General features: G+C 69.1%; 14 protein-coding genes. 9 read left to right on the forward strand and 5 right to left on the reverse strand.

Annotated elements, in window-relative coordinates; genetic code table 11:
* A partial coding sequence (locus HY049_01080; GenBank protein MBI3447502.1) for a fused MFS/spermidine synthase occupies positions 1 to 1,504 on the forward strand: 1,504 nt, incomplete at its 5' end.
* 33 nt (positions 1,505 to 1,537) lie between these two features.
* On the opposite strand, the gene HY049_01085 is transcribed toward HY049_01080, so the two are convergent.
* Positions 1,538 to 4,048 (reverse strand): DUF4388 domain-containing protein, encoded by a 2,511-nt coding sequence (locus tag HY049_01085; protein MBI3447503.1) that lies wholly within the window; start codon positions 4,046 to 4,048, stop codon positions 1,538 to 1,540.
* Between the two features lie 305 nt (positions 4,049 to 4,353).
* On the opposite strand from HY049_01085, the gene HY049_01090 reads away from it, so the two are divergent.
* From HY049_01090 to HY049_01125, 8 genes are all read left to right on the forward strand, one after another.
* Entirely contained in the window at positions 4,354 to 5,142 is a 789-nt protein-coding gene (locus HY049_01090) for a hypothetical protein (GenBank protein MBI3447504.1), read from the forward strand.
* A 210-nt stretch (positions 5,143 to 5,352) separates the two neighbouring features.
* Entirely contained in the window at positions 5,353 to 7,977 is a 2,625-nt protein-coding gene (locus HY049_01095) for a serine/threonine-protein kinase (GenBank protein MBI3447505.1), read from the forward strand.
* Positions 7,978 to 8,052: 75 nt separating this feature from the next.
* The gene (locus HY049_01100; GenBank protein ID MBI3447506.1) at positions 8,053 to 9,246 is read left to right on the forward strand and encodes an ATP-binding protein; all 1,194 of its coding nucleotides are present in this window, start codon (positions 8,053 to 8,055) and stop codon (positions 9,244 to 9,246) included.
* Positions 9,243 to 11,933 carry a serine/threonine-protein kinase gene (locus HY049_01105; GenBank protein MBI3447507.1) on the forward strand — a complete coding sequence of 897 codons (2,691 nt, stop codon included), beginning with the start codon at positions 9,243 to 9,245 and terminating at the stop codon, positions 11,931 to 11,933. Before HY049_01100 ends, HY049_01105 begins: the two co-directional genes overlap by 4 nt.
* 250 nt (positions 11,934 to 12,183) lie before the next feature.
* Entirely contained in the window at positions 12,184 to 13,317 is a 1,134-nt protein-coding gene (locus HY049_01110) for an acyl-CoA/acyl-ACP dehydrogenase (GenBank protein MBI3447508.1), read from the forward strand.
* A gap of 11 nt (positions 13,318 to 13,328) precedes the next feature.
* Complete coding sequence (locus tag HY049_01115; GenBank protein ID MBI3447509.1) at positions 13,329 to 14,171, forward strand: PhnD/SsuA/transferrin family substrate-binding protein; 843 nt, start codon at positions 13,329 to 13,331, stop codon at positions 14,169 to 14,171.
* Positions 14,147 to 15,394 carry a ferritin-like domain-containing protein gene (locus HY049_01120; protein MBI3447510.1) on the forward strand — a complete coding sequence of 416 codons (1,248 nt, stop codon included), beginning with the start codon at positions 14,147 to 14,149 and terminating at the stop codon, positions 15,392 to 15,394. Before HY049_01115 ends, HY049_01120 begins: the two co-directional genes overlap by 25 nt.
* A 321-nt stretch (positions 15,395 to 15,715) precedes the next feature.
* Positions 15,716 to 17,470, forward strand: a complete 1,755-nt coding sequence (locus HY049_01125) for a response regulator (GenBank protein ID MBI3447511.1) — start codon at positions 15,716 to 15,718, stop codon at positions 17,468 to 17,470.
* A 39-nt stretch (positions 17,471 to 17,509) separates the two neighbouring features.
* Here HY049_01125 and HY049_01130 read toward each other — a convergent pair whose 3' ends face one another.
* The 4 genes from HY049_01130 to HY049_01145 all read right to left on the reverse strand — a co-directional run bounded on the left by HY049_01130 (position 17,510) and on the right by HY049_01145 (position 24,494).
* Positions 17,510 to 18,604, reverse strand: a complete 1,095-nt coding sequence (locus HY049_01130) for an LLM class flavin-dependent oxidoreductase (GenBank protein ID MBI3447512.1) — start codon at positions 18,602 to 18,604, stop codon at positions 17,510 to 17,512.
* Positions 18,601 to 19,614, reverse strand: coding sequence for a hypothetical protein (locus HY049_01135; GenBank protein MBI3447513.1), 1,014 nt, complete (start codon positions 19,612 to 19,614; stop codon positions 18,601 to 18,603). Before HY049_01135 ends, HY049_01130 begins: the two co-directional genes overlap by 4 nt.
* Positions 19,615 to 19,865: 251 nt before the next feature.
* The gene (locus tag HY049_01140) at positions 19,866 to 22,610 is read right to left on the reverse strand and encodes a glycosyl hydrolase (GenBank protein MBI3447514.1); all 2,745 of its coding nucleotides are present in this window, start codon (positions 22,608 to 22,610) and stop codon (positions 19,866 to 19,868) included.
* Between the two features lie 66 nt (positions 22,611 to 22,676).
* The gene (locus HY049_01145; protein ID MBI3447515.1) at positions 22,677 to 24,494 is read right to left on the reverse strand and encodes an ABC-F family ATP-binding cassette domain-containing protein; all 1,818 of its coding nucleotides are present in this window, start codon (positions 24,492 to 24,494) and stop codon (positions 22,677 to 22,679) included.
* Between the last annotated feature and the right edge of the window lie 26 nt (positions 24,495 to 24,520).

Here is a 24,520-nt window from a genome sequence, read left to right on the forward strand (position 1 = left end):
CACCCGCGTCATCCCGTACTGGAGCGCCGATCTGCACCGGCCGATCCTGGTGGTCCAGGCGGTCGATCTCCTCCGGTGCGCCGCCGCGATCCTTCCCGCGGCGATCCTGTGGGGGGCCAGCTTCCCGCTGGCGCTCGCGGCGTTCGGGGCGAAGTCGGCGGACACGGGAAGATCCGCGGCTCGTGTGTACGCCGCGAACACGCTCGGCGCCCTCGTCGGCGCGCTGGCGTTCACCTTCTTGGGGGTGCCCGTCCTCGGAAGCCGGGCCTCGCAGCAGGTGCTCGTCGCCGTCGCCGGGTGCGCGGCGCTTCTCGTCCATCTCCTCCCGCGCCGACTCCCGCGATCGGCGGGGGATGGGAACGCCCCCGCGCCGTTCCCGGGGCTCCCCGGTTTTCCCGCGAAGCCGATCCCAGGCCTCCTGGCCGTGATGGGCGCAACGGCGATCTCGATCGCGCTCCTCCCCGAGGTCCCCGTGGCGATGCTCACGTACGGCCGCAACCTCGACAAGTGGAAGATCATCGGCCGGGTGCCGTATCTCGAGGAGGGGATGGTCTCCACGGTGGCCGTGCAGCAGCGCGAGGAGGGGATCACGTACTTCCACGTGAGCGGCAAGGTGGAGGCGACGACCGAGCCCGAGGACATGAGGCTGCAGCGGATGATGGGGCATATTCCGGCGCTCATTCACCCGAACCCGCGATCGGTCCTCGTCATCGGCATGGGCGCCGCGGTCACCGCCGGCTCGTTCGTGGTCCATCCCGGCGTCGAGAGGATCGTGATCTGCGAGATCGAGCCGCGCGTCTTCGACGCCGCATCCAGGTATTTCGGCGACGCGAACCACCATGTCCTCGAGGACCCGCGCGTTCAGGTCGTCTTCGACGACGCCCGCCATTTTCTCGCCACCACCGGCGAAAAATTCGACGTCATCACCTCCGACCCGATTCACCCATGGGTGCGCGGGGTGGCGGCGCTCTACACGCAGGAGCAGTACGAGCTGGAAAGGCGGCATCTCAACCCCGGGGGGGTCGTGGCCCAGTGGCTCCCCTTCTACGAGACCAGCGAGAAGGCCGTGAAGATCGAGCTCCGCACGTTCATGGAGGCGTTCCCGGGCGGCACGATCTGGAGCGCTGACGCGACGCGGGTCGGTACCGACGCGGTCATGGCGGCGCAGGTGGAGCCCATGCGGATCGATCTCCTCCGCGCGGAGTCGAGAATTCGGCAGAACCCGCGCCTCGCCCGGTCGCTCGCCGACGTGCAGATGGGGACGGCGCTGACGCTCTTCGCGACCTACGCGGGGCGCGGAGAGGATCTCGCGCCATGGCTCGCGGACACGGCGCCCAACCGGGATCTCGATCTCAAGCTCGAGTACGAGGCGGGACGCTCGCTCAACATGCAGGTGTCGAACAGGATTTTCGCCGCCATCAGGAGCCGCCGGCGCTTCCCCGAGGATCTTTTCGTGGGGCCGCCGGAGTCCGTGAGAATTCTCAGGGGTCTGGTGCTCAGGTAGCTCGCCGGGACTCCCGGCGGAATCCGGGGCGCGTTACGCGCCGACCGGCTGCGGCGCGGGCGGGGTCGCGGCGGCGGCTCCGATCTGGAGCACTCTCGAATCCACCCAGTGGGCCAGCAGGCGCCGGACCCTGAAGGCATCCACGGGAACCTGCGCCTCGCACTGCTCGGGCGACGCGCCCGCGACCACCTTGCTCCAGACGAGCTGCGTCAGCTTGAGGTCTTCCTCCTCCTCGAGCTTCGTCGGCTTGGTTCCAGAGAGCCGGAGCTCCGAGCCGTCGGGGACGAGCACTCTCGCCTGCTGGTACTCGTCCTGACGGCGCATCGCCTCCATGAGCATCGGGATCACTTCGATCAGCCCTTCGGCCGGAGCGCCGTCCGCCGGCGCGGCCTGGGCCTGGAACGCGAACGTGCGCGCCTCGGGCTTCTCGAAGAGCTGGTAGAGGGCGTCCTCTCCCTTGACGTGCGTGTACTCGCTGCTCCCGATCTTCCCCTCGGCGAAGGCGACCGTGCCGCAGATCCGGCCGCGCTCGTCGCGAAGCGTGAGGGCCCCGGTGACGCGGGAGTCCGAGAGACTCTGGAAGAGGTTGGGGAGGCCGAAGAGGCCGACGTCGCCCGTGAGCCCCGGCGGCGGCGGTTCCGCCCGGGGCCCGGCCGACTTGAGCGCCTCGAGCGCTCTGGCGGCCTCGACCGCGAGATCCTGGCTGGCGTACTTCGCGACGATCTCCTCGAGCAGCGTCCGGACGGCGGGAAGCGGAGTTCCCGCGAGCGCGCGGATCAGGTGCGGGAGGCTCTCCTGCTTCTGGATCACGAGGCCGAGGATCTTTCTCGGCATCCGCTCGCGCGCCGCATGGAGCATCCTCTCGACGAGCTCCGGCCACGGTGAGAGATCCTGGGCGCCGAGCACATCGAGCCGCGCGCGCGCGTCGCCGAGGGAGGGCTCCTCGCGCAGGCCGTGCTGCACGACGGCGCCGAGCGACCCCGAAGTCCGCTGCAGCGCAAGGGCCGAGCACGAGGCGTCGAGGAGCTCGAGAAGCGGGCTCGGCTTGCCGTCGGTGGAAGGGGCCTGGCGCAGCGCGGCGGCCTCGATCTCCCGCAGCCGCGTCATCAGGACGCGCTCCGCGCTGGGGTGCGCGACCGGGCCGAGCGTGCGGATCGCCTCCCGGACGACGATGGCCGGCTGATCGAGCTTCGAGAGCCGGCTGAGCGCCTCGAGCTCCTTCTCGGCGGGCCCCGCGTCGCCGGCCGGGATGCGCCGCAGCAGGTGGATCAGATTCCGCTGGTGAAATCCGTGGGGCTCGTTCCGGTCGCCGCGAAGGAAGGCCTCGAGCTCCTCGACCGCCGCGTTCCGGGCGCTGGCGCCGTGCGCCTCGAGCAGGAGGAGGAGAAGCCACCGCCGCTCGCGTTTCTTCTCGTCGTGAAGCTGCCTCAGCAGCCCCTCGGGCGTCATCGCGGGGAAGAAGTTCATGAAGCGGAGCAGGACCGAGCGCTCCTCGAGCCGCTCCGCGTGGGCGCGCAACGGCGCCTCCTTGATCGCCTCGTGGGCCCGGCGGCGGATGGCTTTCACGACGTCCTGGTGACGCTCCTGGCCGATCAGCATGCGCTCGGCGAGGTCGAGGATCGTCGCCGCGCGCGCCAGCGATCCCGTGTTGAACTGATCGATCGCCGCCAGCACGAGATCGTTGAACCGGCGGGCCCACTCCTCGGGAGACTCGGCCAGGGCCACCAGCTTGCGCATCGCCTCCATGGATCGATTCTGGACGGGGCCGGCGGCTCCGCCTGCCTCGAGCGCGCCGAGCGGGACGTTCCACTCCGGAAGGCTCCGGCTGAGCATGCGGAAGATCTGCTCCGTCCGCGCATCGAGCCCGGCGCCGCCCAGCCGGCGAAGATGATCCTGAAGCTCGGTCTCGTTGCGCGCCTGCACGGCGGCGGTGACCACCGCCTGCGTCTTGATCTGCTCCATCTCGGGGTCCGCCCGACCGCTGACGCCGACCGTCGCACTTCCCGTGAGCCGCTCGAGGAGGAGGGAGAAGCGGCGCAGCGCGCGGCTCATCTCACGGTCGCCCGCCGGCGCGGACTCCCTGCGAACGGCGGGAGCGATCGTCGAGCCGGTCGAGGCCGCTCCGGCCACCTGGTAGATCTTGTCCACGTGCCCGCCCGACATGACCGCGGTCGACTCGCCCAGCCGGCCGAACTGCTGCCTCAGCCTCTCGCGCTCCTCCTCGGGGCAGTCCTCGAGCAGGGTCTCCCCGAGCTGCTTGAGGTACTCCCGCAGGCGCTCCGCGCCGATCAGATCGAGCTCGCAGAGCACATGGAGCTTCTTGACCGCGTGGTAAAGGTAATCGGAGGCCGAATAGCTCGAGCCGGCGCGCGCGTACTGCGAGCCGATCCAGGCGTGAATCTGGGGGGCCAGGAGGCCGGGCGGGTGCTCCATCAGCAGGAGCACCGAGTCGGCCACCATCATCGGCGCGAGCTCGTCGCCGAGGTAACGCTGCAGATCGTAGACGGCCGCGCGGATCTCGTTCCCCATGGCCGTCTCGCTCATGAAACCATCCTTCTTCGCCTGGCGCCGTTGTCCGGTTTTTATCGGATGTCTCGCGGTCCGGGACACGAGGTCCTGCACCTATTGACTCGGACAAATCTGGACCTGGAAGAGGCCGCGTCAAGGCCGGCGGAACCCCGATGGGGTGGAACGACCCCCTTCCATCCCCCTGGTCGGCGCGGCCGGCCCTCGCGAACCTGAACGCTCCCCACGCTCATTCGAGGGTAATTACTTCCGTTGACCGCTCCATCGGTTCGCGGTATATCGGGGCGACCCGTCTTGCTGTTACATCATTGAAAGGGGGGCACATGGTCGGCATGAGGCTCACGAGACTGGGGTTTTGTCTGGCATGGCTCGTCGTCACGTGGACGGCTTCCGCGCTCGCCGCGTCACCTGACGGCGGGTCTCACCCGTTCGTGGGAGACGTCGGTCTTCGGATGGACGGATTCCTGATCTCCTACCCCGCGTGCCACGGGGTTCTGGTGTCCGATCGTGTGATGGTGACCTCCGCCGCGTGCGCCGACGGGGTCAGCAGCTTCCTGAACGGCGACCCCACGCACCACGTCTTCGTCTCCTTCGACGAGACTCCGCTCGATTTCCAGGACCCGGTCAACAGCTTCGTGGCCGTCTCCTCCTCCGCGACCGATGCCGCCTCTTCCGGAGGGAAGAAGCAGACCACCCCGCTCCTCGGGGTCCTGATCCTCGATCGCGCAGGCGCTCCGCCGGGGGTCTTCATTCCGAGCCCGGCGCTCCTGCCGGCGGCCGGCGCGGTGTCGAATCTCCCACGGAGGACGCCGATCACGGCGGTCACGTATCAGGGAGGCCGCCTGGACGTCGTCTCCAATCTCGTCAAGGTGAGCGCCGACCAGTTCACGCTCGATATCGCAATCAACCCCGCCACGGGAATCGCGGAACTGTGCGGCAAGCGGGGTGCTTTGGACAACGGGGCGACCGCCTTCATGCCCGGCACGGCGAATGTGGCGGCCGGTGTGGCGATCGACGCGGACGCCCAGTGCCGCATGCAGAACGTCGTCGCGCGCCTCGACACGACGAGGGCTCGGACCTTCCTGGCGAGCCAGGCGGTCCCGATCCCGTAGGGAAGACTCCGCGGCGGTAAGGCGAAGGGTGAGGCGCGGGGGCTCGCGCCGGAAACGTCGAAGCTTGTGTAATCCCCCGCGCGCCGTCACCATGGGCCGCAGCCCGTCGAGCACGCGACGTTCGATCGCGCGGAGGATGCCCCGCTGACCCTCGAGCCCGGACAGAAGCTCGCCCACTACCGCCTCCTCGCCAAGATCGGCGAAGGGGGGATGGGGGTCGTGTGGAAAGCGGCGGACACGTCGCTCGATCGCGACGTGGCGATCAAGTTCCTTCCTCCCGCCTTCTCGGCCGATGCGGACCGCCTCCAGCGGTTCGAGAGGGAGGCGAAGCTCCTCGCGTCTCTGAATCACCGGGGGATTGCGGCGATCTACGGCCTGCACTCTGACGCCGGTCAGCGGTTCCTCGCGATGGAGCTCGTCGAGGGGGAGGATCTCTCCGCGAGAATCCTCGGCGGTCCCGTTCCCATCGAGGAGGCGCTCGGGATCGCGGTCGAGGTTGCCGAGGCGCTCGAGGCGGCTCACGAGAACGGTGTCATCCACCGCGACCTCAAGCCCGCCAACATCCGGCTCACTCCCTCGGGACGGGTCAAGATCCTCGACTTCGGCCTCGCGAAGTTCGTCCTTCCGGATCCGGGGTCGGGATCCTCCGACGCGTCGCGATCCCCGACGATGACCTCCGGCGGAACGGCCGCCGGGATCATCATGGGGACCGCCGCCTACATGAGCCCCGAGCAGGCGAAGGGAAAGCCGGTCGATCGCCGCGCCGACGTCTGGTCGTTCGGTGTCGTCCTCTTCGAGCTGCTGACGGGCCGCCAGCCGTTCCGATCCGACTCGGTCACCGAGACGCTCGCCTCGGTGATCATGAAGCAGCCGGACCTGGGCGCCCTCCCCGCCGGGACGCCGCAGGGAGTGCGCCGCATCATCGAGCGCTGTCTGCGCAAGGATCCGAACACGCGTCTGCGCGACATCGGCGAGGCGCGGATCGAGATCCAGGAGATCCTCGCAGGGAGATCGTCCGCGGAGATCGGCGCGCCAGCTCTCGAGGGGACCGCGGTTTCGCGTCCGCGCCCCACCGGCCTCCTCGCGGCGGCCCTCGTGACGGGGGCGCTCCTCGGCGTGGCGGGCGCGTGGATCGCGATGCGTCCGGCTCCTCCGCGCGCCGCGCGCGCGATCCGCATGGACATGGCCCTTCCCGCGGACGCTCCTCTCGCAGCGGGGAGCTTCCTCTGCCCGATGGCGCTCTCCCCCGACGGATCGCAGCTCGTCTACGTCGGCGTGCACGAGGGTGTGAGGCGCCTCTACATCCGGGACCTGGGCGGCTTCGAGGCGGCGCCGCTCTCCGGCACCGAGGGGGCCGAGGGCCCCTTCTTCTCGCCCGACGGGCAATGGATCGGTTTCTGCGCCGACAGCAAGCTGAAGAAGGTCTCGGTCCACGGCGGCGGGCTCCCTCAGACGCTCGCCCCGCTTCTCGATTTCCGGGGCGCGGCGTGGGGCCCCGACGACACGATCGTGCTGGCTCCGGCCCAGCTCGCCCCGCTCTCCACGGTGAGCGCTTCGGGCGGGGCCCTCGTTCCGCTCACGAAGCTGGACGAGGCGAACGGGGAGTGGAGCCACCGATTCCCGCACTTCCTCCCAGACGGGAAGACCATCGTCTACTCGGCGCACCGCGGCGCCTTCAACTTCGACGAAGCCGCGATCTGGGCCTACTCGATCGCGAGCGGGAAGAGCACGAAGATCCTCGACGGCAGCTCCGATCCCCGGGTTCTCTCGTCGGGGCAGCTCGTCTACGTGCAGGCGGGGTCGCTTCTCGCCGCTCCCTTCGACGCGAAGACGCTGAAGATCCTCGGCGCGGCGCGAACGCTGGTCGAGGGGATCGCCGTCCAGGCGAACACCGGGGCCGCCTTCTTCACCGTCTCGGCGAGCGGCACGCTGGCGTACCTTCCCGGCGGCGTCGTCGGCGGGAAGACCGATCTCGTCTGGATGGACGCGGCGGGCCACGCAGAGGAGTTCACGCAGGCGCCGATCATCATGCGGTACCCGAGGCTCAGCCCCGACGGCCAGCAGGTCCTCACCACCGGCATCGGGAGCAATCGCTCGGGGGTCTGGTTCACCTCCACACGCGAGGCGGGTCTGAAACGCCTCGCGAGCGACAACGGCGCGCCGGTCTGGAGCCCGGACGGAAAGCGATACCTGAGCGATGCCGATACGAGGGCCGCGACCCGCCTCGTCTGGAGCTCGCCGGACGGTGGCGGCGGTCAGACGCTCGTCGAGAGCGAGAAGACCTGGGTTCCGACGTCGATCTCCCCGGACGGACGGTGGCTCGCCTTCACGGAACACGGCGCCGATCACAACGCCGACATCTGGGTGATGCCCATCGACGGCAAGACGACGCCCACCCCATGGCTCAAGACTCCCGCCCTCGAAGGGGGGGCGCGCTTCTCCCCGGACGGCCGGTACATCACCTACGTTTCCGACGAGAGCGGGCGCTTCGAAGTCTACGTCGCCGATTTCCCGGGCCCGGGCGGCAAGCGGCAGATCTCGCTGGACGGCGGGCGCGAAGCCATCTGGCCGAGCCACGGCGCCGGCATCTTCTTCCGGAGCGGACAGAACTTTATGGCCGCGAGCGCGAAAACATCCCCATCCTTCGAGGCCGGCTCACCCCGCGTGCTTTTCCGGACGGGGTACGAGGGGCTCCTCTCCAACGTCGACTTCCCCAACTTCGATGCGACCGCCGACGGGAGCCGCTTCATGATGATGCGGAACGAGGAGCTGGACGCCAGGGCGCCGAACATACGCGTCGTCCTCAACTGGTTCGCGGACCTGCAGGGGAAGTGAGGTCGATGGAGTGTGTCAATTTGAAGATCTAATCTTAAATTTGACACGGCCAAGGGCGTGCGTCAGGATCCCCGCATGTTCCTCCGGGCGCTCGCGAAGGAGCTGAAGGCGGCGGCCCGCCGCATGCCCGTCGTGACGGTGACCGGGCCCCGCCAGTCGGGCAAGACCACTCTCGTTCGAGCCGTCTTTCCGCGGCACGTCTACGTGTCCCTCGAGCGGCCGGACGAGAGATCGCGAGCGAGGGAAGACCCGCTCGGATTCCTGGCGGCTTTCCGCGGCGGGGTCATTCTCGACGAGGTTCAACGGGCACCGGAGCTCCTGTCATACGTGCAGAGCGCCGTCGACGAAGACCGCCGTCCCGGCCGGTTCATCCTCACCGGATCGCAAAACCTCATTCTCATGGAGAAGATCTCGCAGACGCTGGCGGGTCGGACGGCCGTCCTCCGCCTCCTCCCGCTGACGCTCGCCGAACTGACCGGACGAAGCGCCGTGGACCCGCGACGTCTCGATGCGCCCCCCCGGAAGGTCGTTCCGCCGAAGCTTGAACTCTGGCACACGATCTGGTCCGGCTTCTACCCGAGAATTCACGATCAGCGCCTGCCACCGGAGCGCTGGCTGGCCGACTACTTGCGGACGTACGTCGAACGGGATCTGCGGGACGTTCTCCGCGTGCTGGATCTGGACGCGTTCGAGCGCTTTGTGCGGCTCGCCGCCGCGAGGACGGGACAGGAGTTGAATCTGGCAGATCTCGCCGCGGACACGGGGGTGAGCCAGCCGACCGCGCAGGCGTGGATCACGGCCCTTCGAGTGGGGTTCATCGTGACGCTGCTCCCTCCGCATCACGCAAACTTTCGCAAGCGGTTGCGCAAGAGGCCGCGGCTCCACTTCCTCGACACCGGTCTTGCCTGCCACTTGCTGGGCATCCAGAGTCCCGCCGTGCTCGAGCGGCACCCGCTCCGCGGCGCCATCTTCGAGTCGTACGTCATGGGCGAGATCATCAAGGGCTTCGAGAACGCCGGACGCGAGCCGCCTCTCTTTTTCTGGAGGGACGCGACCGGCCACGAGCTGGATGGTCTCATCGATCTCGGAGATCGGCTGCTTCCTGTCGAGGTGAAGTCCGGTCTCACCGTTGCCGCCGACGCCGTGGACGCGCTGAGGTGGTGGACCGGATTGCCGGGGAATCGCAACAAGCGCGGTACGCTTGTGTACGGAGGGGCTCGCCCCCTCTCGCTTCACGGCTTCACGGTCCTCCCCTGGTTCCTCAAGTGATCGGCCGGCAGCTCTCCCACTTCCGCATCCTCGATCGCCTGGGCGAAGGCGGGATGGGGGTGGTCTACCGGGCCGAGGACACGAAGCTCCAGCGCGTCGTTGCGCTCAAAGTCCTCCCTCCCGAGAAGCTCGCCGACGAGGAGCGCCGCCTGCGGTTCCTCCGCGAGGCGCGCGCCGCCGCGGCGGTCACCCACCCGAACATCGCCGTGGTCCACGAGATCGACGAGGCCGACGGCGTCGTCTTCATCGCGATGGAGCTCGTCGAGGGGCAGACGCTCCGCGCCGCCGTCGGCGGGAGACCGATGGCGCTCCGGGAGGCGCTGCGCCTGGGCGTCGAGATCGCCGAGGGGCTCGCGGCGGCGCACCAAGCGCGCGTCATCCACCGGGACCTCAAGCCCGAAAACATCCTCGTGACCGCCGAGGGGCGCGTGAAGATCCTCGACTTCGGCCTCGCGAAGCTCCTCGACGAAAAGCCCGGGCCCGACATGGGCGAGGGGAGCAAGCTCGCGACGATCTCCGACGAGATGACGCAGGCGGGGAGGGTGCTCGGGACGGCGTCGTACATGAGCCCGGAGCAGGCTCGAGGGCTTCCCGTGGACGCGCGCTCAGACATCTTCTCGTTCGGGATCGTGCTGTACGAGATGGTGACGGGGGCGCCGCCGTTCCGGGGGGCGACGTCGATGGACGTGATGTCGGCGATCCTCCACAAGGAAGTCGCGCCGCCGTCGCAGGTGAACGCCGAGGCGCCGCCGGAGCTCGAGCGGATCGTCGGGAAGTGCCTGGAGAAGGAGCCGGGGGAGAGGTACCACGACTCGCGCGATCTCGCGGTCGACCTGCGGAGGCTCAAGCGCGACACCGAGAGCCAGCCGCTCCGGAGGGCGGAGGCCGCGACGGCGCCCAGGGTCAAGGGGCGGAGGTGGGTCGCGCTCGCCGCGCTCGGCGTCGTGGTGTTGGCGGGCCTGGGCATCGGCGCATGGAAAGTGCTCCGCCGGGACGCGGGGGCGCGGGAGAGCGCCGGGGCGCGTACGTCGCCGAAGTTCACGAAGCTGGCCACGCTCAAAGACCTCCAGGACATGGGCCTCTCCGCGGACGGAAAGTTCCTGGCGTACGTCGCGGTCAAGAACGGAGATCTGGGCCTCTGGATCAGGCAGGTCGCGACCGGAAGCGACATCCGGATCTCCGCTCCCGAGCAGGCCCGGTTGTGGAATACGAGGAAGACCCGAGGTCTCGTCTTCTCGCGGGACGGCAGCTTCCTTTACTACATGATGACCGATCAGGACTACGGCAACTACAGCGCGCTCTACCAGGTTCCAACGCTCGGCGGGGCGCCGCGAAAGATCCTCTTCGACATCGACTCGCCCCCGACCTTTTCGCCCGACGGCAAGCGCGTCGCGTTTCTGAGAGGCTTACCGAACCATGACAGCGCGTTGATGACGGCGTTCGCCGACGGGACGCAGGAGAAGCAGCTGGCTGTCGCGAAGTTCCCGGATGGCTTCAGCGTGAATACGGCACTTTCGTGGTCGCCGGACGGCCTGCGCGTCGCGGCGGCGCTGAAGAAGTTCGAAGGAGGGGAACGCGTCGAGCTCGTCGAGTTCGACGTCGCCGGCGGAAACGAGTCAGGCATCGGCACCGACCGGTGGGAGACCGTCAACGCGCTCGAGTGGCTTCCGGACGCGAGCGGACTCGCCGTGGTTGGCCGGAAAGGGGACGACCAGACCCAGCAGGTCTGGTTAATGTCGTACCCGGATGGACGGGCGAAGAAAGTCACGAACGACTTGAACGAACACGTTCAACTCAGCGTGTCAGCCGACACCTCGACGCTGGCGACCATTCAGGCTGTCGTGACCTCCGACATCTGGGTTGCGCCGGCCGGGAAGCCCGGCGCCGCCGCGCCGATCGTCTCCGGTGCCGAAATCGGGGATACTCCGACCGCCATCGCAGGCACTCCGTGGGGAGCGATCGTTTTTGCGTCTGCAGGACGAATCTGGAGCATGGCCCCCGATGGGACGGACCGAAGGCCCATCTCACCCGACAGCGTGTGGGCGGAGGGGCCCCTCGTTCCGGGCGGGGCCCGGATCATCGTCTTCACCGCGGCGAAGCCGAACGAGGCGCGGCACGTTTTCAAGATGGATCCCGAAGGCGGAAACCCGACACAGGTCACGCATACCGATCGCGACGAGCGTGCGTTCGCGGTCTCTCCCGACGGGAAGTGGGTCGTCTTCGTGAAGGGCGCGGAAACCTCTCGATGGAAAGCGCCCCTCGACGGGGGCGATCCCGAAAAGCTCGATGAGCCCATCGTCAGCGGCGGCCGGCCGATCTACTCCCCCGACGGCAGGTTTCTCTTCCTTCCGTCATCCCGGGAGGAAGGCGGCAGGCACAGGGTGGGGTACGATCAGATCCCGGCGGAAGGAGGTCCCCCCATCCGCTGGCTCGAACGTCCACCACGCTGCCTGGGAGGTCCGGGGAATCGAATTGCGCCCGCGGGCATGGACTTGACCTGTATCGGCGCCGTGGACGGCGTGCAGAACATCCTCAGCATTCCACTCGCGGGGGGCGACCTGAAGCCGATCACCGAATTCAAGACCGGCCACGTCTTCAGCTACGACTGGTCCGCCGACGGGAAGCAGCTCTACCTCGTGCGGGGCGACATCACGACCGACGTCGTTCTCATCACGAACTTCAAGTAGACAACGGCCGGCCGTCTCCAGCGCGCGGGCGATGATGGAGCGCACCGCGCCCGTCGGCTATAGTCGCCGGGTCGCGAGGCCAATGCCGGCCCGCGCCGTGAGGAACCCGATGACGACACCGATCCGGCACTGAACCATCACATGGCCTGAGGGACTCAGGCCCCGCCTTCGAAGGCCCCTCACCCGAGGCTGACGCCCGCTCGACACGCCGGCCGCCTCGAGCGGGGCGTTCGAGCATGGAGCGTCAGCGATGCCGCAGCCCAATCCCGCAGTTCAGAAGCAGGTCGACGTCCTCGCGGCCGACGTCGTGGCGAAGCACGCCGAGGCCGTCGATCGCACCGCCGCCTTCCCGAAAGCGTCCATGGATGCGCTCGCCGCCGGCGGGCTGATGGGTCTCGTCAGCGCCCGCGAAGTCGGCGGGATGGGGCTGACGGTGGGCGCCGCGGCGCTCGCCGTCGAGCGCATCGCCCGCGAGTGCGGGTCGACGGCGATGGTCCTCGCGATGCACTACGCGGGGACGGCGGTCATCGAGAAGCACGGCCCCGACGACGTTCGCCGGGCCATCGCCTCGGGGCGGCACCTCAGCACGCTCGCCTTCTCCGAATCGGGATCGCGCAGCCACTTCTGGGCGCCCACGAGCACCGCGACGCGGGCCGCGGCCGGCCGGGTCATCCTCAACGCCCAGAAGAGCTGGATCACCTCCGCCGGGAGCGCGACGGCCTACGTCTGGTCGAGCCGGCCGGTGGCGGCGGAGGGGGCGAGCACGCTCTGGCTCGTCCCTTCGAACTGGAACGGGATCCGCATGCCGGCGCCCTACGACGGGCTGGGATTGCGGGGAAACGACTCGCGCGCGGTGACGGCGGAGGGCGTCGTCGTTCCGGAGGCGTCGCGCCTCGGGGGTGACGGCGAGGGGTTCGCGATCATGATGCAGACCGTCCTCCCCGCCTTCAATCTGATGAACGCGGCCTTCTCCGTGGGGCTGATGGAAGCCGCGGTGGCACGGACGGCGGGCCATGCCGCCGGCAGCCGCTACGCCCACATCGACTCGTCGCTCGCCGATCTCCCGACGATCCGGGCCTACGTCGCGCGCATGCGGGTGCGGACCGACATGGCCCGCGCGCTCCTCCTCGACTCCATCGACGCGGTCGAGTCGGGACGCGAGGACGCGATGCTGCGTGTCCTCGAGTGCAAGGCGGCCGCGGCCGAGACGGCGCTCGAGGTGCTCGGCACGGCGATGCGCGTCTGCGGCGGGGCGGCCTACCGGAGGGACGTCGCCGTCGAGCGGTACTTCCGCGACGCGCAGGCCGCGAGCGTCATGGCGCCGACCACCGACCAGCTCTACGACTTCATCGGCAAGGCCGCGTGCGGCCTGCCGCTGTTCTGACGGGCGCGCGCATGAAGACCCTGATCCTCGGCGCCGTCGCGTACGATCCCAAGGTCGTCACGATCTGGGAGGGATTCAAGTCCTGGTTCCTCGATCGGGATCTGCCGTTCGATTTCGTCCTCTACTCGAACTACGAGCGGCAGGTCGAGGGGCTCCTCTCGGGCGAGGTCCAGGTCGCGTGGAACTCGCCGCTGGCCTGGATCGAGGCGGAGCGTGCCTCCTTGCGCGTCTCGAGGAGGGCGAGCGCATTGGCGATGCGCGACACCGATCGCGACCTGACCTCGATCGTCGTCGTGAAGGCCGGCTCGAAGATCCGGTCGCTCGGGGACCTCGCCGGCAAGTCGGTGGCGGTCGGTGCGTCGGACTCGCCGCAGGCGACGCTCATCCCTCTTCTCCTGATCGCGGAAGCCGGCCCGCGCCCCGAACGGGACTTCCGCCTCGAGAGGCACGACGTGCTCGTCGGAAAGCACGGCGATCACGTCGGCGGGGAACGCGACGCGGCGCGCGCGCTGATGGCGGGGCGCGCGGACGCGGCGTGTCTCCTCGACGCCAACCTTCTCGCCTTTGCGCAGGAAGGGACGCTGCCGCCGGGCTCGACGCGCGTTCTCGCTCAGACCCCGCCCTTCGACCACTGCAACTTCACGGTCCTGGACGAGGCGCCGGCCGATCTCGTCCGGCGGTTCGTGGATCTCCTGCTCGGCATGACGTACGAGGACCCGGCGGTGAGGCCGCTTCTCGATCTCGAGGGGTTGAAGCGTTGGCTTCCGGGGCGCGTCGAGGGGTACGCCCAGCTCAACCGTGCGGTCGACGCCTTCGGGACGCTCGAGGGATGGATCGCCCGGATGGCGCCGTGAGCGTGACGAGGCCCCGGATCGACCTGGGAGATCTCGGCCTCGATCGCGGCGGGCACCTGCTTCTGAAGCGGGGGCTTCGCGACATCCCCGTGGGCGACCGTCTCGAGGTGGCCGGCCGCAGCCCGGAGCTCGCCGTGCACCTGCGCGGGTGGTGCCGCGCGCGCGGTCACGAGCTCGAGGTCGTCGCCCCCGGCGAAGGGGCTCCGCCGGGCTCGATCGTGGCGATCGTCACGCGCGGTGGGGCGGAGGTCGGTAGGTGGAGCGGGGCGGAGACGGCGGGCTCTCCCGACCCGGCGGCGGCCGGGGCCGTCGTCGATCATCCTTCGCCCCGCTGGGGGCTCGCGGCCCGCGGCGCACGCGTCGAGCAGGGGAGCCCCGCCTTCGAGTTTCCGCTCAATCTGAAAGACTCCGTCTGGGCGGACGAGGCCGCCTCGCTCTACGCGCAGGCCGCCGCCGCGCAGTGGGATCCGGCGACGGCCATCGACTGGAGCGCGCCGATCACCCACCCCGAGGAGATCGAGGAGGCGGTCGTCCAGGTGATGACCTACCTCATCGAGAACGAGATGGCGGCTCTGATCATCCCGGCCTCGTTCCTCGCGAAAGTCCACCCGCACTTTCGTGAGGTGGTCCAGCTGCTCGCGATCCAGGCGGCCGACGAAGCCCGCCACGTCGAGGTCTTCACCCGCCGCGCGCTTCTCGTGCGAAAGGAGTTGGGCCTCTCGACGGCCGGGGGCCAGGCCTCGCTCAAGACTCTGATCGAGGAGAGTGACTTTGCCCTCGCATCGTTCCTGCTCTCGGTGCTGGGAGAGGGCTCGTTCCTCTCACTCCTGAGGTTTCTCGACGCCCACGGACCCGATCCGGTGACGCGCCGGGTGTCGCGCCTCGCGGCGCAGGACGAGGCCCGTCACGTCGCGTTCGGTCTCGCGCACCTCCAGCGCCAGGTCGTCCGTGAGCCGGGGTTGCGCCCGCGTCTTGCCGCCGCCGTCGTGAGGCGGCACGACGCGCTGCGGCACACGGCCGGCCTCAACGAGGAGGTCTTCGACGCGCTCGTGGTGCTGGCCGCCGGATCGTGGGAGCCCGAAGACCTCGCCGCCGGATTCGACCGCGTCCTCGGGCTTCAGAGCGACATGGACACCGGCCGCCGGCGCCGCCTCGAGCGGCTCGGCTTCACGTCGGTCGAGGCCAAGTCGCTCTCCGCGCTCCACACGCGGAATCTCATGTAGGGCGCCCCGCCGTCACCTCCGGCTTTGATCAGTTTGGTCTCCAGAGTCCTCGCCAGCTCATCGCGCGGCAGCGGATGAGCGATCGGGCGCGCGGACGTTCCTCCCCGGGTGAGTGACTCCACCGCGTGTCATCTCTGAGAATTGCAATATAGGCACTGGAATAGCATGATGGTGGAGCTCACTATCGTTGGGGCGCTGCGGACCCCGGGACGATCACGATCGCGATGACGCACGCGGTAACGGCCGTACGGTGGAGCCATAGGATGACATCCAGGCTGCTTCCTTGGTTCGGGATCCGCCGCGGTCACGGAGGATGTCGCGATGTTCGAGTTCCTTCGAAACATCTTCAACGCCGATTTCGTGCCCCACGGGCACTGTTACTTCTGGCAGCCGTCGATCGTCTGGCTTCACGTCCTCTCCGATAGCCTGATCGCGCTCTCCTACTATTCCATCCCGGTCGCGCTCATCTACTTCGTGCGCAAGAGGCGCGATCTCGCTTTCCCGTGGATCTTCGTGATGTTCGGCGTGTTCATCCTTGGCTGTGGCACGACGCACGTCATGGAGGTGATTACCGTCTGGAACCCCGTCTACCGACTCTCGGGAGTGATCAAGCTGCTGACCGGAGTCGTGTCGATGGCGACAGGCCTGGCCCTCATTCCGCTCTTGCCCCGCGCGCTGAAGCTGCCGAGCCCCGGTCAGCTCGCCGTCGTCAATCGCGACCTCGAAAGAGAAATCGGCGAGCGCCGGCGCGCCGAAGCTGCTCTTCAGAGCGCGAAGGAAGCGCTCGAGAGTGAAGTCGCGGGGCGGACCGCCGAGCTCTCGTTCGCGAACGTCGAGCTCAAGCGGGAAATCGCGGAACGCGAGCGCGCGCAGGCGGATCGCCTGAAGATGGAAGAACGAACCTGGCACTCGCAGAAGCTCGAGAGCCTGGGAGTGCTCGCGGGCGGAGTCGCGCACGACTTCAACAACCTTCTCGTCGTCATCCTCGGGAACGCCGAGCTCGCCGTCGCGGATCTTCCGGACTCCTCGCCGGTGAGGTCGCGTCTGCACCAAATCGAGATCGCCGCGAGCCGGGCGGCGGACCTGACAAACCAGATGCTCGCGTACACCGGCAAGGGACGCTTCGTCGCGGAGCCGATCGATCTGTCGAGCCTCGTCGCCGAGATGACGCACCTGTTGGAATCCGTCGTGACCAAGAAGGCCGAGCTTCGGTGCCACCTCGCCGCGCGCTTGCCCGCCGTGATGGGAGATCCGGGCCAGCTCCGACAGATCGTGATGAACCTGATCACGAACGCCTCCGACGCGATCCGCGACGGGATAGGGACGATCACGGTCACGACGGGCGCCGCGGATCTCGACGCGAGGGACTTGAGCGAAGCCCTGCTCGGGGAAGGGCTCGATGCGGGACGCTACGTGTTCGTCGAAGTCGCCGACACGGGTTGCGGGATGGACGAGGTGACGCGCGCGAGGATTTTCGACCCCTTCTTCTCCACGAAATTCACGGGCCGCGGGCTGGGGCTCGCCGCGACGCACGGCATCGTGCGCGGCCACCTTGGCGCGATCGCCCTGCGGAGCGCGCCCGGGCAAGGGACGAACTTCAAGGTGTTCCTGCCGGCAACGGCCGGCGCGCGCGAAGCCGGCGATGTCGTGCCGAATCAGACGGTGCGACCCGCCCCCGTCCTCGGGCCGAAAGAAAGCGGTACGATCCTCGTCGTGGACGACGAGGAGGGCGTACGAGCCGTCGCGGAATCCATTCTCCGCAGCATGGGCTTTGATGTCCTGCTCGCCGAGGACGGCCGGAAGGGGCTGGATGTCTTCGGAGATCACCGGGACGTGATCGACCTCGTCATCCTCGACCTCACCATGCCGGAGATGGACGGTGAGGAAGTGCTCAAGGAGATCCATCGCGTGAGTCCCGAGGCGCGCGTCGTCCTCTCGAGCGGCTATTCAGAGACGGACGTCATCAAGCGCTTCGCCGGCAAGGGGATCGCCGGGTTCATCCAGAAGCCCTACCGCGTCGAGAGTTTTCTGGAAACCTTGCGCGCCGCGATGCGGGGGCCGTCCCGATCGCGATGACCCGGGCTCATGGCGCCGGAGATCCCTCGCGAGCCGGCGTCAGCCCGCGCGGGACGGGGATGGTCGGCTGGCCGCGTGCGTCTCAACGTGTCCACATCCTGTCACGAGCGGCATGACTTCGGCGCTGAACCTTTCCATCTCGTCGGCCTGCGGGCTGAACTGCAGCAGCACCAGGTCCACGCCCGACGCCTCGAACTCGAGGAGGCGCGTCGCGATGCGCTCCGGAGTCCCGATGAGCCCGCTCCTGAGGCCGCGATTGGAGACCGAATAGTCCTCGAGGCTCACGCGCTGCTCGAGCTGCGTGCCGGCGAGCCACTGCTCGTAATTGGCGTACCCGGCCGCCGAGGCCCTGACATCCGTGATGCGCGAAAGCTCCTTCCGCGCCGACGCGTCGCTCCCCCGGCACACGACGTACCCGGCGACTCCGAATGTCAGCGGCGGAGCCTCCGGGAGGAGCGTTTGGCGCCGGCGCCGCATGTCCTCGATTTTCTCACGCACCCTGTCCGGCGCGTCGCCGTGCATCAGGTAGGCGTCGGCTTCTCTCGCGATGAGATTCTTCGCCGCCTGAGACTCCCCGCCCGCGTAGATCGTCGGCCACGGCCGCCGCACCGGTTTGGGCGAAAGGATAGCGTCGTCGATGTGGTAGAGCCGACCCTGGTGGTGGAAGCGCTCGCGCGTCCACAGCCCCTTCACCACGGTCACCCATTCCTCCGTGCGCGCGTAGCGGTCGTCGTGGACGTCGAAGGGAACGCCGTACTGCGTCGCCTCGTCCTTCCACCAGGACGAGACGACGTTGATGGAGAGGCGTCCTCCCGAAATCCTGTCGATGTTCGCCGCCTGCTTCGCCAGAAGGGCCGGATGGTGAAACGTCGGCCGCACGGCCGCCATGATCTCGAGACGCCGCGTCACCGCCGCGAGCGCCGCCGCCGTGCTCCACGCGTCGAGGGACGGCGCTTCGGGCCCCTTGATGTCGTTCAGGTTTAGCTCGGCGATCAGCGTCAGGTCGAACCCGAGCTCCTCGCTGCGCACGGCGAGGTCGCGCACGTACTCCCACGTCGCCGGCATCCCCTCGTCCTCGACGTTGCGCAGCCATCCCCCGAAGACGGGAAGCCAGTACCCGAACCGGAGGCTCACGGGTGCCTCCCCGCCGAGACGCGTTCCGCGCCGGGGCCCGCCGCGACGCCGGCGCGTGCGAGGAGCGCGTCCACGAGGCGCGACGTCGGATCGAACCCGACGACGCGCACCGGGTCCGCGACGAAGTTGGAGAGGGCGTTGACGTCGTAGAAGTAGAACATGCCGTCTCTCTCGCTCTCGAGATACTCGATCCCTCCGACGTCGAGCCGGGCTTCTCGCGCGATCGTGAGGGCCCCTTCGACGAGCCACGGCGGAGGGGCGAAGCGCTCGACCGTCAGCCCGGCCTTCTCTGCGCCCACCGGGCAGGCCGCGCTTTCGAGGCTGGAGCCGTCGACGGTCTTGCAGATGTCCGCCGGGCAGAGATCGAACCCCGCGTTCTCCCCCATGTGGACGCGGATCGCGTACAGAAAGTCCTCCTCGAGCGTCTCGATGCGCACGATGCTCGAGTTCCGGGGCCTGTGGTACTCCTGGAGGAGCAGGACGCCGTCGATGCCCGGGAAAATGGATCCGTCATCCGCGGCCCGGGCCAGATCGTCCGGGCGGTCGAACCGGACGATGCCGGCGCCGCTCCCTCCGATGTTTGGCTTCACAACGAGCGGAAATTCCAGCTCCCGGGCCGCCTCCGCGAGACCCCCAACGTGGTTCACGACCCTCGTGCGCGGCACCGGAAGCCCGAGGCGCGCGAGGAGCGACACCTGGAGCGCCTTGCTCGTTTCGAGGACGAACGCGTCGTACCCGTTGAAGCAGGGAACGCCGAGCCCCTGCAGGTGCCCGAGGAGATCCCGGGTGTGGAAGATCGCCCCGGGCCTGCCGCGCTTCCACGCGGACGGGCTCATACGATTGAAGAAGAGGGAAATCTCGGCGACCGGGCCGGGGGACGCGGGGTCGAAGTGATGCTTGCCGGCGTCGATCTTCCGGAAGGCGATTCCGCGGCGTTCCAGCTCCTGGAACAGCGGGCGGAACCAGTCGGGGTGCTCGAAGTACACAACGAGAGGGAGCGCTGGCGTCATCGGATGGTCCTCCGAAATGCCCGGCGTCCCCGAATCAGGCAACAAAAAAACCCGCCTCCGGGAGCGCCGTCAGCGGGTTTGAAATTCTCTGGGAGTCGATCAGCTCAGTGGGTCAGTCCCGGATTCCTCCATCCCCGCTCACGCAGGGACAACAACAGGTCGACGAGATCGCCGGTCGAAGGTGGGAGGCTCGTTGCATGGCGGGAATCTACGCCGATCTCGTGTCGACGTCAACGAAAGTTTGGCCGGGTTCACGGGCACGCGCCGCTCGCGCGCGGCGATCCAGCGCTCGTCAGGCCGTAGCCGCCGGCGCCGCACGCGTTCTCCGCGCGGACGAGATACCAGAACGCCATGCCGCCCGGCGGGACGGCGGAGTCGGCAAGCGACGTGGCCACTGTCCCCGTGCTCAGGCAGCTCTCGCCCGCGCCGCCGACCGGCAGCCCCGTGACGCCGCCGCGCAAGACCTGGTGGACCGTCGCGGAGCCCGCGGCCGGCGCCGCGGAGTTCCAGCCCAGCGTGATCCGATCGGCCGCGAAGGCGAGTCCCGTGACCTCGCCGGGTGCGGCGAAGACGCCCGGGTCGCTCGGGCGGCAGTCGGTCAGGTTGTTCGAGCCGTCGCCGTCGGCGTCGGCCGGCCCGAGCTGCGTCAGGTCGAAGCGGTACATCCCGCGGGCGTGCGTTCCCGCGAAGAGCTCACGCGTGGACGCGATGAGATCGAGATCGTGAACGACCACGCCGGGGAGGCCGCTGCCGAGCATGGACCAACGCCCGCCGAAGTCGTCGCTGACTTCCACGCCGAGGTCGCTGCAGACGAAGATCCTCCCGCGATCGTCGGCCGCCGGGTCGGCGCTGACGCAGTTCAGCGGGACATCCGGGAGCCCGCCGCTGATGTCCGCCCACGCCGCTCCGTAGTCGGAGGTCCTGAAGATCCTCGGGAGCGGGGATCCGTCGCGGTATCCGGAGAACGTGACGAACGCGCCCCCGGTCGCGAAGGGATCGGCCTCGAGGCGCGTGACCCACTCGCTGCGGCCCGGAACGTCGATTTGCGTCCACAGCGCGCCGGCGTTCGTCGTCACCCACACGTTCCCGTCGTCGGTGCCGGCCCACAGTATGTTCGAGTCGATCCGCGAGACGGCGATCGTCGTGATCGTCCCCGCGACGGTGCTCGCGAGGTGCGAGGAGGCAGGGGCGCCGCCGCGGGCCTGGGAGGCGAGCGCCGGCGGCCCGTTCGTCAGATCGCCGCTGATCGCCGCCCAGCTCTGCGCGCCGTTCGTCGAGCGATAGACGCGCGTGGTGCCCGTGTACAGTCGCTGCGACGTCGACGGATCGTGCGTGATCGGCGCGTTCCAGTTCCTGCGATCCGACGTGGCGATGCCCGAGACCGCGCCGGCAAACGTGTTGCCCCCGTTCGTCGAGCGGACAATCCCTCCGAACTGCGATTCGCAGTACACCCGCTTCGAGTCGAGCGGATCCACCTCGCACTGCAGGCCGTCCCCTCCGTTGACCATCGCCCAGTTCGACAGGCCGCCGGTCTTCGTCCGCACCGACCCGTTGTCCTGCAGCCCGCCGTACCGCGCGAGCGTGTTCGAGGGATCGATGCCGAGATCGTAGAACTGCGACACGGGGAGCGACGCGGCCTGCGTCCAGGTACCCCCTCCGTCCGCGCTTCGGTAGAAGCCGCCGTCGGTGGCCATGTAGAGCCGCCCCGGAAGGATCGCGAGATCGTGGTTGTCCACGTGGAGCCCCGACACGAAGTTCGTCCACGTGGCGCCGCCGTTCGTCGAACGAGACCAGTAGACGTCGAGCACGTAGACCACCTGGGCGTCCGCAGGGTCCACGCGGATTTGACCGAAGTAGTAGCCCGCGCCGCCGAAGATCGACTGGGGCGGGCTCCCCGGCGTGTCGACGCGCCCCCAGCTCGAGCCGGCATCCGCCGTCCTGTAGACTCCCATCAGCGCGCCCGGGTCGTTGAGGTAGAGCGCATAAACGGTCTGCGGGCTCGACGCGGCGATCGCGAGGCCGATGCGGCCGACGCTGCCGGAGGGGGCGGGGAGCCCGTTCGCGAGGCGGGCCCACGTGTCGCCGCCATCCACCGACTGCCAGATGCCGCTGTTGACGCCCCCGGCGATCCAATGCGTCGGGGTGCTGTAGTGCTCCCAGATCGCGGCGTAGATTCTCACGGGGTTCCCCGGATCGATCGCGACGTCGATGGCTCCCGCCGTCGGTGCGACGAAGAGGACCTGCGTCCAGCTCACGCCGCCATCGAGAGAGCGATAGACGCCGCGGTGGGTGTCGGGGACGTAGACTCCGCCCGCCGCGGCGACGAAGATCCTCTGCGGGTCCACCGGATCGATCGCGATCCGACCGATGCGGTGCGTGTCGGCGAGCCCCATCGGCTGCCACGTCGCGCCGCCGTCCGCCGTGCGGTAGACGCCGTCGCCGTCGTACGAGTACCCGGCGCCGTTCGCCTCGCCCGTTCCGACGTAGACGATGTTCGGGCTGGTCGGGTGCGCCGCGACGGCGCCCACCGGCAGAAGCGGCTGTCCGTCGAAGACGGGGGTCCACGTGGCGCCCTGATCGGTGGACTCGACGACGCCCCCCGCCGCCGCCCCGGCCCAGATGTGGTTCGGATCGGTCGGGTCGACCGCGAGCGACGTCAGCCGGCCGCCGATGTTGGTGGGGCCGGCAAACGTCCACACTCCTGCGGCCGCCGTCGCGAGCGTGATTCCCGCGCTCGCTCCTCCCGCGCCGCGATCGTGGGAGCGCTTCCATCGGGCGAGGGCGCGCTCCCGGGCCTGCGCCGGAATCGGCTCACCCGACGACATCCGCTGCCCGATGAACCAGGCGCGGTCTGGGCGCTCGGGGTCGCGCTCTTCGGCCGGCCGGGTCGTGCCCTCCGTCGCCGGCGGGCGCGCGCACGAGAGGCCCAGGAGCGAGAGGACCAGGAGCCCCGACGCTCCGGCGCGACGTGCGGCACAGGCCAAACCGGCGTTCATGGCACCCCGAACTTACGGCGAACGTCCGTCCTCAAACTTGAAATTCGAGCGGTCACCGCTCGATTTTCAAGGTTCCGCCATCCCCCGCTGCTTTTCCTCGAGCTCCGCCCAGCGGGAGTAGAGGCGATCGACCTCGGCCTGGGCAGCGTCGAGATCCTTGAAGCGCTCCAGGAGCTGGGCGGCGTCGGCGGCGATCGACGGGTCCTCCGCGCGCGATTTCGCCCCGGCGACGCGCCCCTCGGCGGCAAGGACCGCCGTCTCGATCCCGGCCCACTCGCGCTGCTCGAGGTAGCTGAGCTTCCGGGCGGCGGGGCGGGGCGTTTTCGGCGCGGCCGAGCGCGCCGACTCCCTCCTGGTGAGGGGGGTCGCCCGGCTCGTCTCCCACTGGTCGTAGTCGGCGTAGTGCCGCGCCCCGCCGCGCCCGTCGAGGGCGACAATCTGCGTCGAGACGCGATCGAGGAGGTGCCGGTCGTGGCTCACGAGGACGAGCGCGCCGGGGAACTCCAGGAGCGATTCCTCCAGGACCTCGAGCGCGGGGATGTCGAGGTCGTTCGTGGGCTCGTCGAGGACGAGGAGGTCGGCAGGCTGGAGCATCATCCGCGCGAGGACGATGCGCGCGCGCTCGCCTCCTGAAAGGCTCGAGACGCGCGTCTCGAGCTGCTCGGGGCGGAAGAGGAAGCGCTTCGCCCACGCCGCGACGTGGAGCGGCCGGTCTCGGTAGATCACCCCGTCTCCCTCCGGGGCCAGCGCGCGCTTGAGCGAGAGCGTCGGGTCGAGCGACGCCCGAGTCTGATCGAAATAGACGACGCGGAGCATCTCCGCGCGCTCGATCTTTCCGGCGGCGGGCTCGATCTCCCCGACGATCGCTCGCAGCAGCGTCGTCTTGCCCGATCCGTTCGGTCCGATGACGCCGCACCGCGTCCCCGGCGCGAGAAGCATGTCGAGGTTTTCGATGATCGTCGTCTCGCCGAAGGCGATCCGTATCCCCTCGCCCGACCAGAGTCGGCGCGACCTCCGTCCGGACGCCGTGAACTCGATCCCGGCGCTCGAGACGGCGCTCCGCGCGCGGCTCCCGGAGAGCTCCTCGATGGCCGCCTCTGCGGTCTGGATCCGCGCCTTCGACTTGCGCGTGCGGGCCTTCGCCCCGCGGCGCAGCCACGCGACCTCGCGGCGCACGAGGCCGGCGAGCGTCTCCTCGTACGCCGCCTGATTCTTCAGCACGGCGTCGCGCGCCTCGAGGAAGTCCGAGAAAGCGCCGTCCGCATAGAAGAGTCCCGAGGCGTGCAGCCGGTTGATCTCGAGGACCCGCCGCGCGACGCGCTCGAGGAAGTAGCGGTCGTGGCTTATCGCGACGAAGGCGCTCGCCTCGTCCTTCAGCACCGACTCGAGCCAGAGGATGGAGTCGATGTCCAGGTGGTTGGTCGGCTCGTCGAGGAGGAGGACGTCGGGGGAGTGGGCCAGCTCGCGCGCGATGGCGAGGCGGGCGCGCCACCCGCCCGAGAGGACGTCGGCCGGGACGTCCGGGTCGGTGAAGCCGACCTTGCCGAGGGCGAGGGCGACGCGCTGCTCCCTCTCGTGGTCCTCGAGCCATCTGTCCGCGGCGAGCCCCTCGGCCACGACGGCGGCCGCTGTCGCCCCCGGCGTGAAGACCGGCGTCTGGGGCACGAATCCGATGCGGACGTTTTTCCGGCGCGTGCACGTCCCCGAGTCGGGGGTCTCGAGGCCGCCGAGAATCCTGAGCAGCGTCGATTTCCCCGCGCCGTTCGGCCCGACGAAACCGACGTGGTCGCCCTCGTGGAGGGAAAAGGTCAGCCCTTCGAAGAGCGGAGGTCCGCCGAACGACTTGGTGACGCCTTCGCACGCGAGGAGGACGGGTCGGGCCATGGGGGGCGGCAGTGTACATGACGGCG

It is taken from the genome of Acidobacteriota bacterium, from assembly GCA_016195325.1.
Lineage (GTDB): Bacteria > Acidobacteriota > Polarisedimenticolia > JACPZX01 > JACPZX01 > JACPZX01.

Bases quoted from the DNA above. Each gene is read 5' to 3' on its own strand.
- HY049_01145 (MBI3447515.1), bottom strand. From the start codon at position 24,494: ATGGCCCGACCCGTCCTCCTCGCGTGCGAAGGCGTCACCAAGTCGTTC.
- HY049_01125 (MBI3447511.1), top strand. From the start codon at position 15,716: ATGTTCGAGTTCCTTCGAAACATCTTCAACGCCGATTTCGTGCCCCAC.
- HY049_01100 (MBI3447506.1), top strand. From the start codon at position 8,053: ATGTTCCTCCGGGCGCTCGCGAAGGAGCTGAAGGCGGCGGCCCGCCGC.
- HY049_01140 (MBI3447514.1), bottom strand. From the start codon at position 22,610: ATGAACGCCGGTTTGGCCTGTGCCGCACGTCGCGCCGGAGCGTCGGGG.
- HY049_01135 (MBI3447513.1), bottom strand. From the start codon at position 19,614: ATGACGCCAGCGCTCCCTCTCGTTGTGTACTTCGAGCACCCCGACTGG.
- HY049_01110 (MBI3447508.1), top strand. From the start codon at position 12,184: ATGCCGCAGCCCAATCCCGCAGTTCAGAAGCAGGTCGACGTCCTCGCG.
- HY049_01095 (MBI3447505.1), top strand. From the start codon at position 5,353: ATGGGGGTCGTGTGGAAAGCGGCGGACACGTCGCTCGATCGCGACGTG.
- HY049_01090 (MBI3447504.1), top strand. From the start codon at position 4,354: ATGGTCGGCATGAGGCTCACGAGACTGGGGTTTTGTCTGGCATGGCTC.
- HY049_01085 (MBI3447503.1), bottom strand. From the start codon at position 4,048: ATGAGCGAGACGGCCATGGGGAACGAGATCCGCGCGGCCGTCTACGAT.
- HY049_01115 (MBI3447509.1), top strand. From the start codon at position 13,329: ATGAAGACCCTGATCCTCGGCGCCGTCGCGTACGATCCCAAGGTCGTC.
- HY049_01120 (MBI3447510.1), top strand. From the start codon at position 14,147: ATGGATCGCCCGGATGGCGCCGTGAGCGTGACGAGGCCCCGGATCGAC.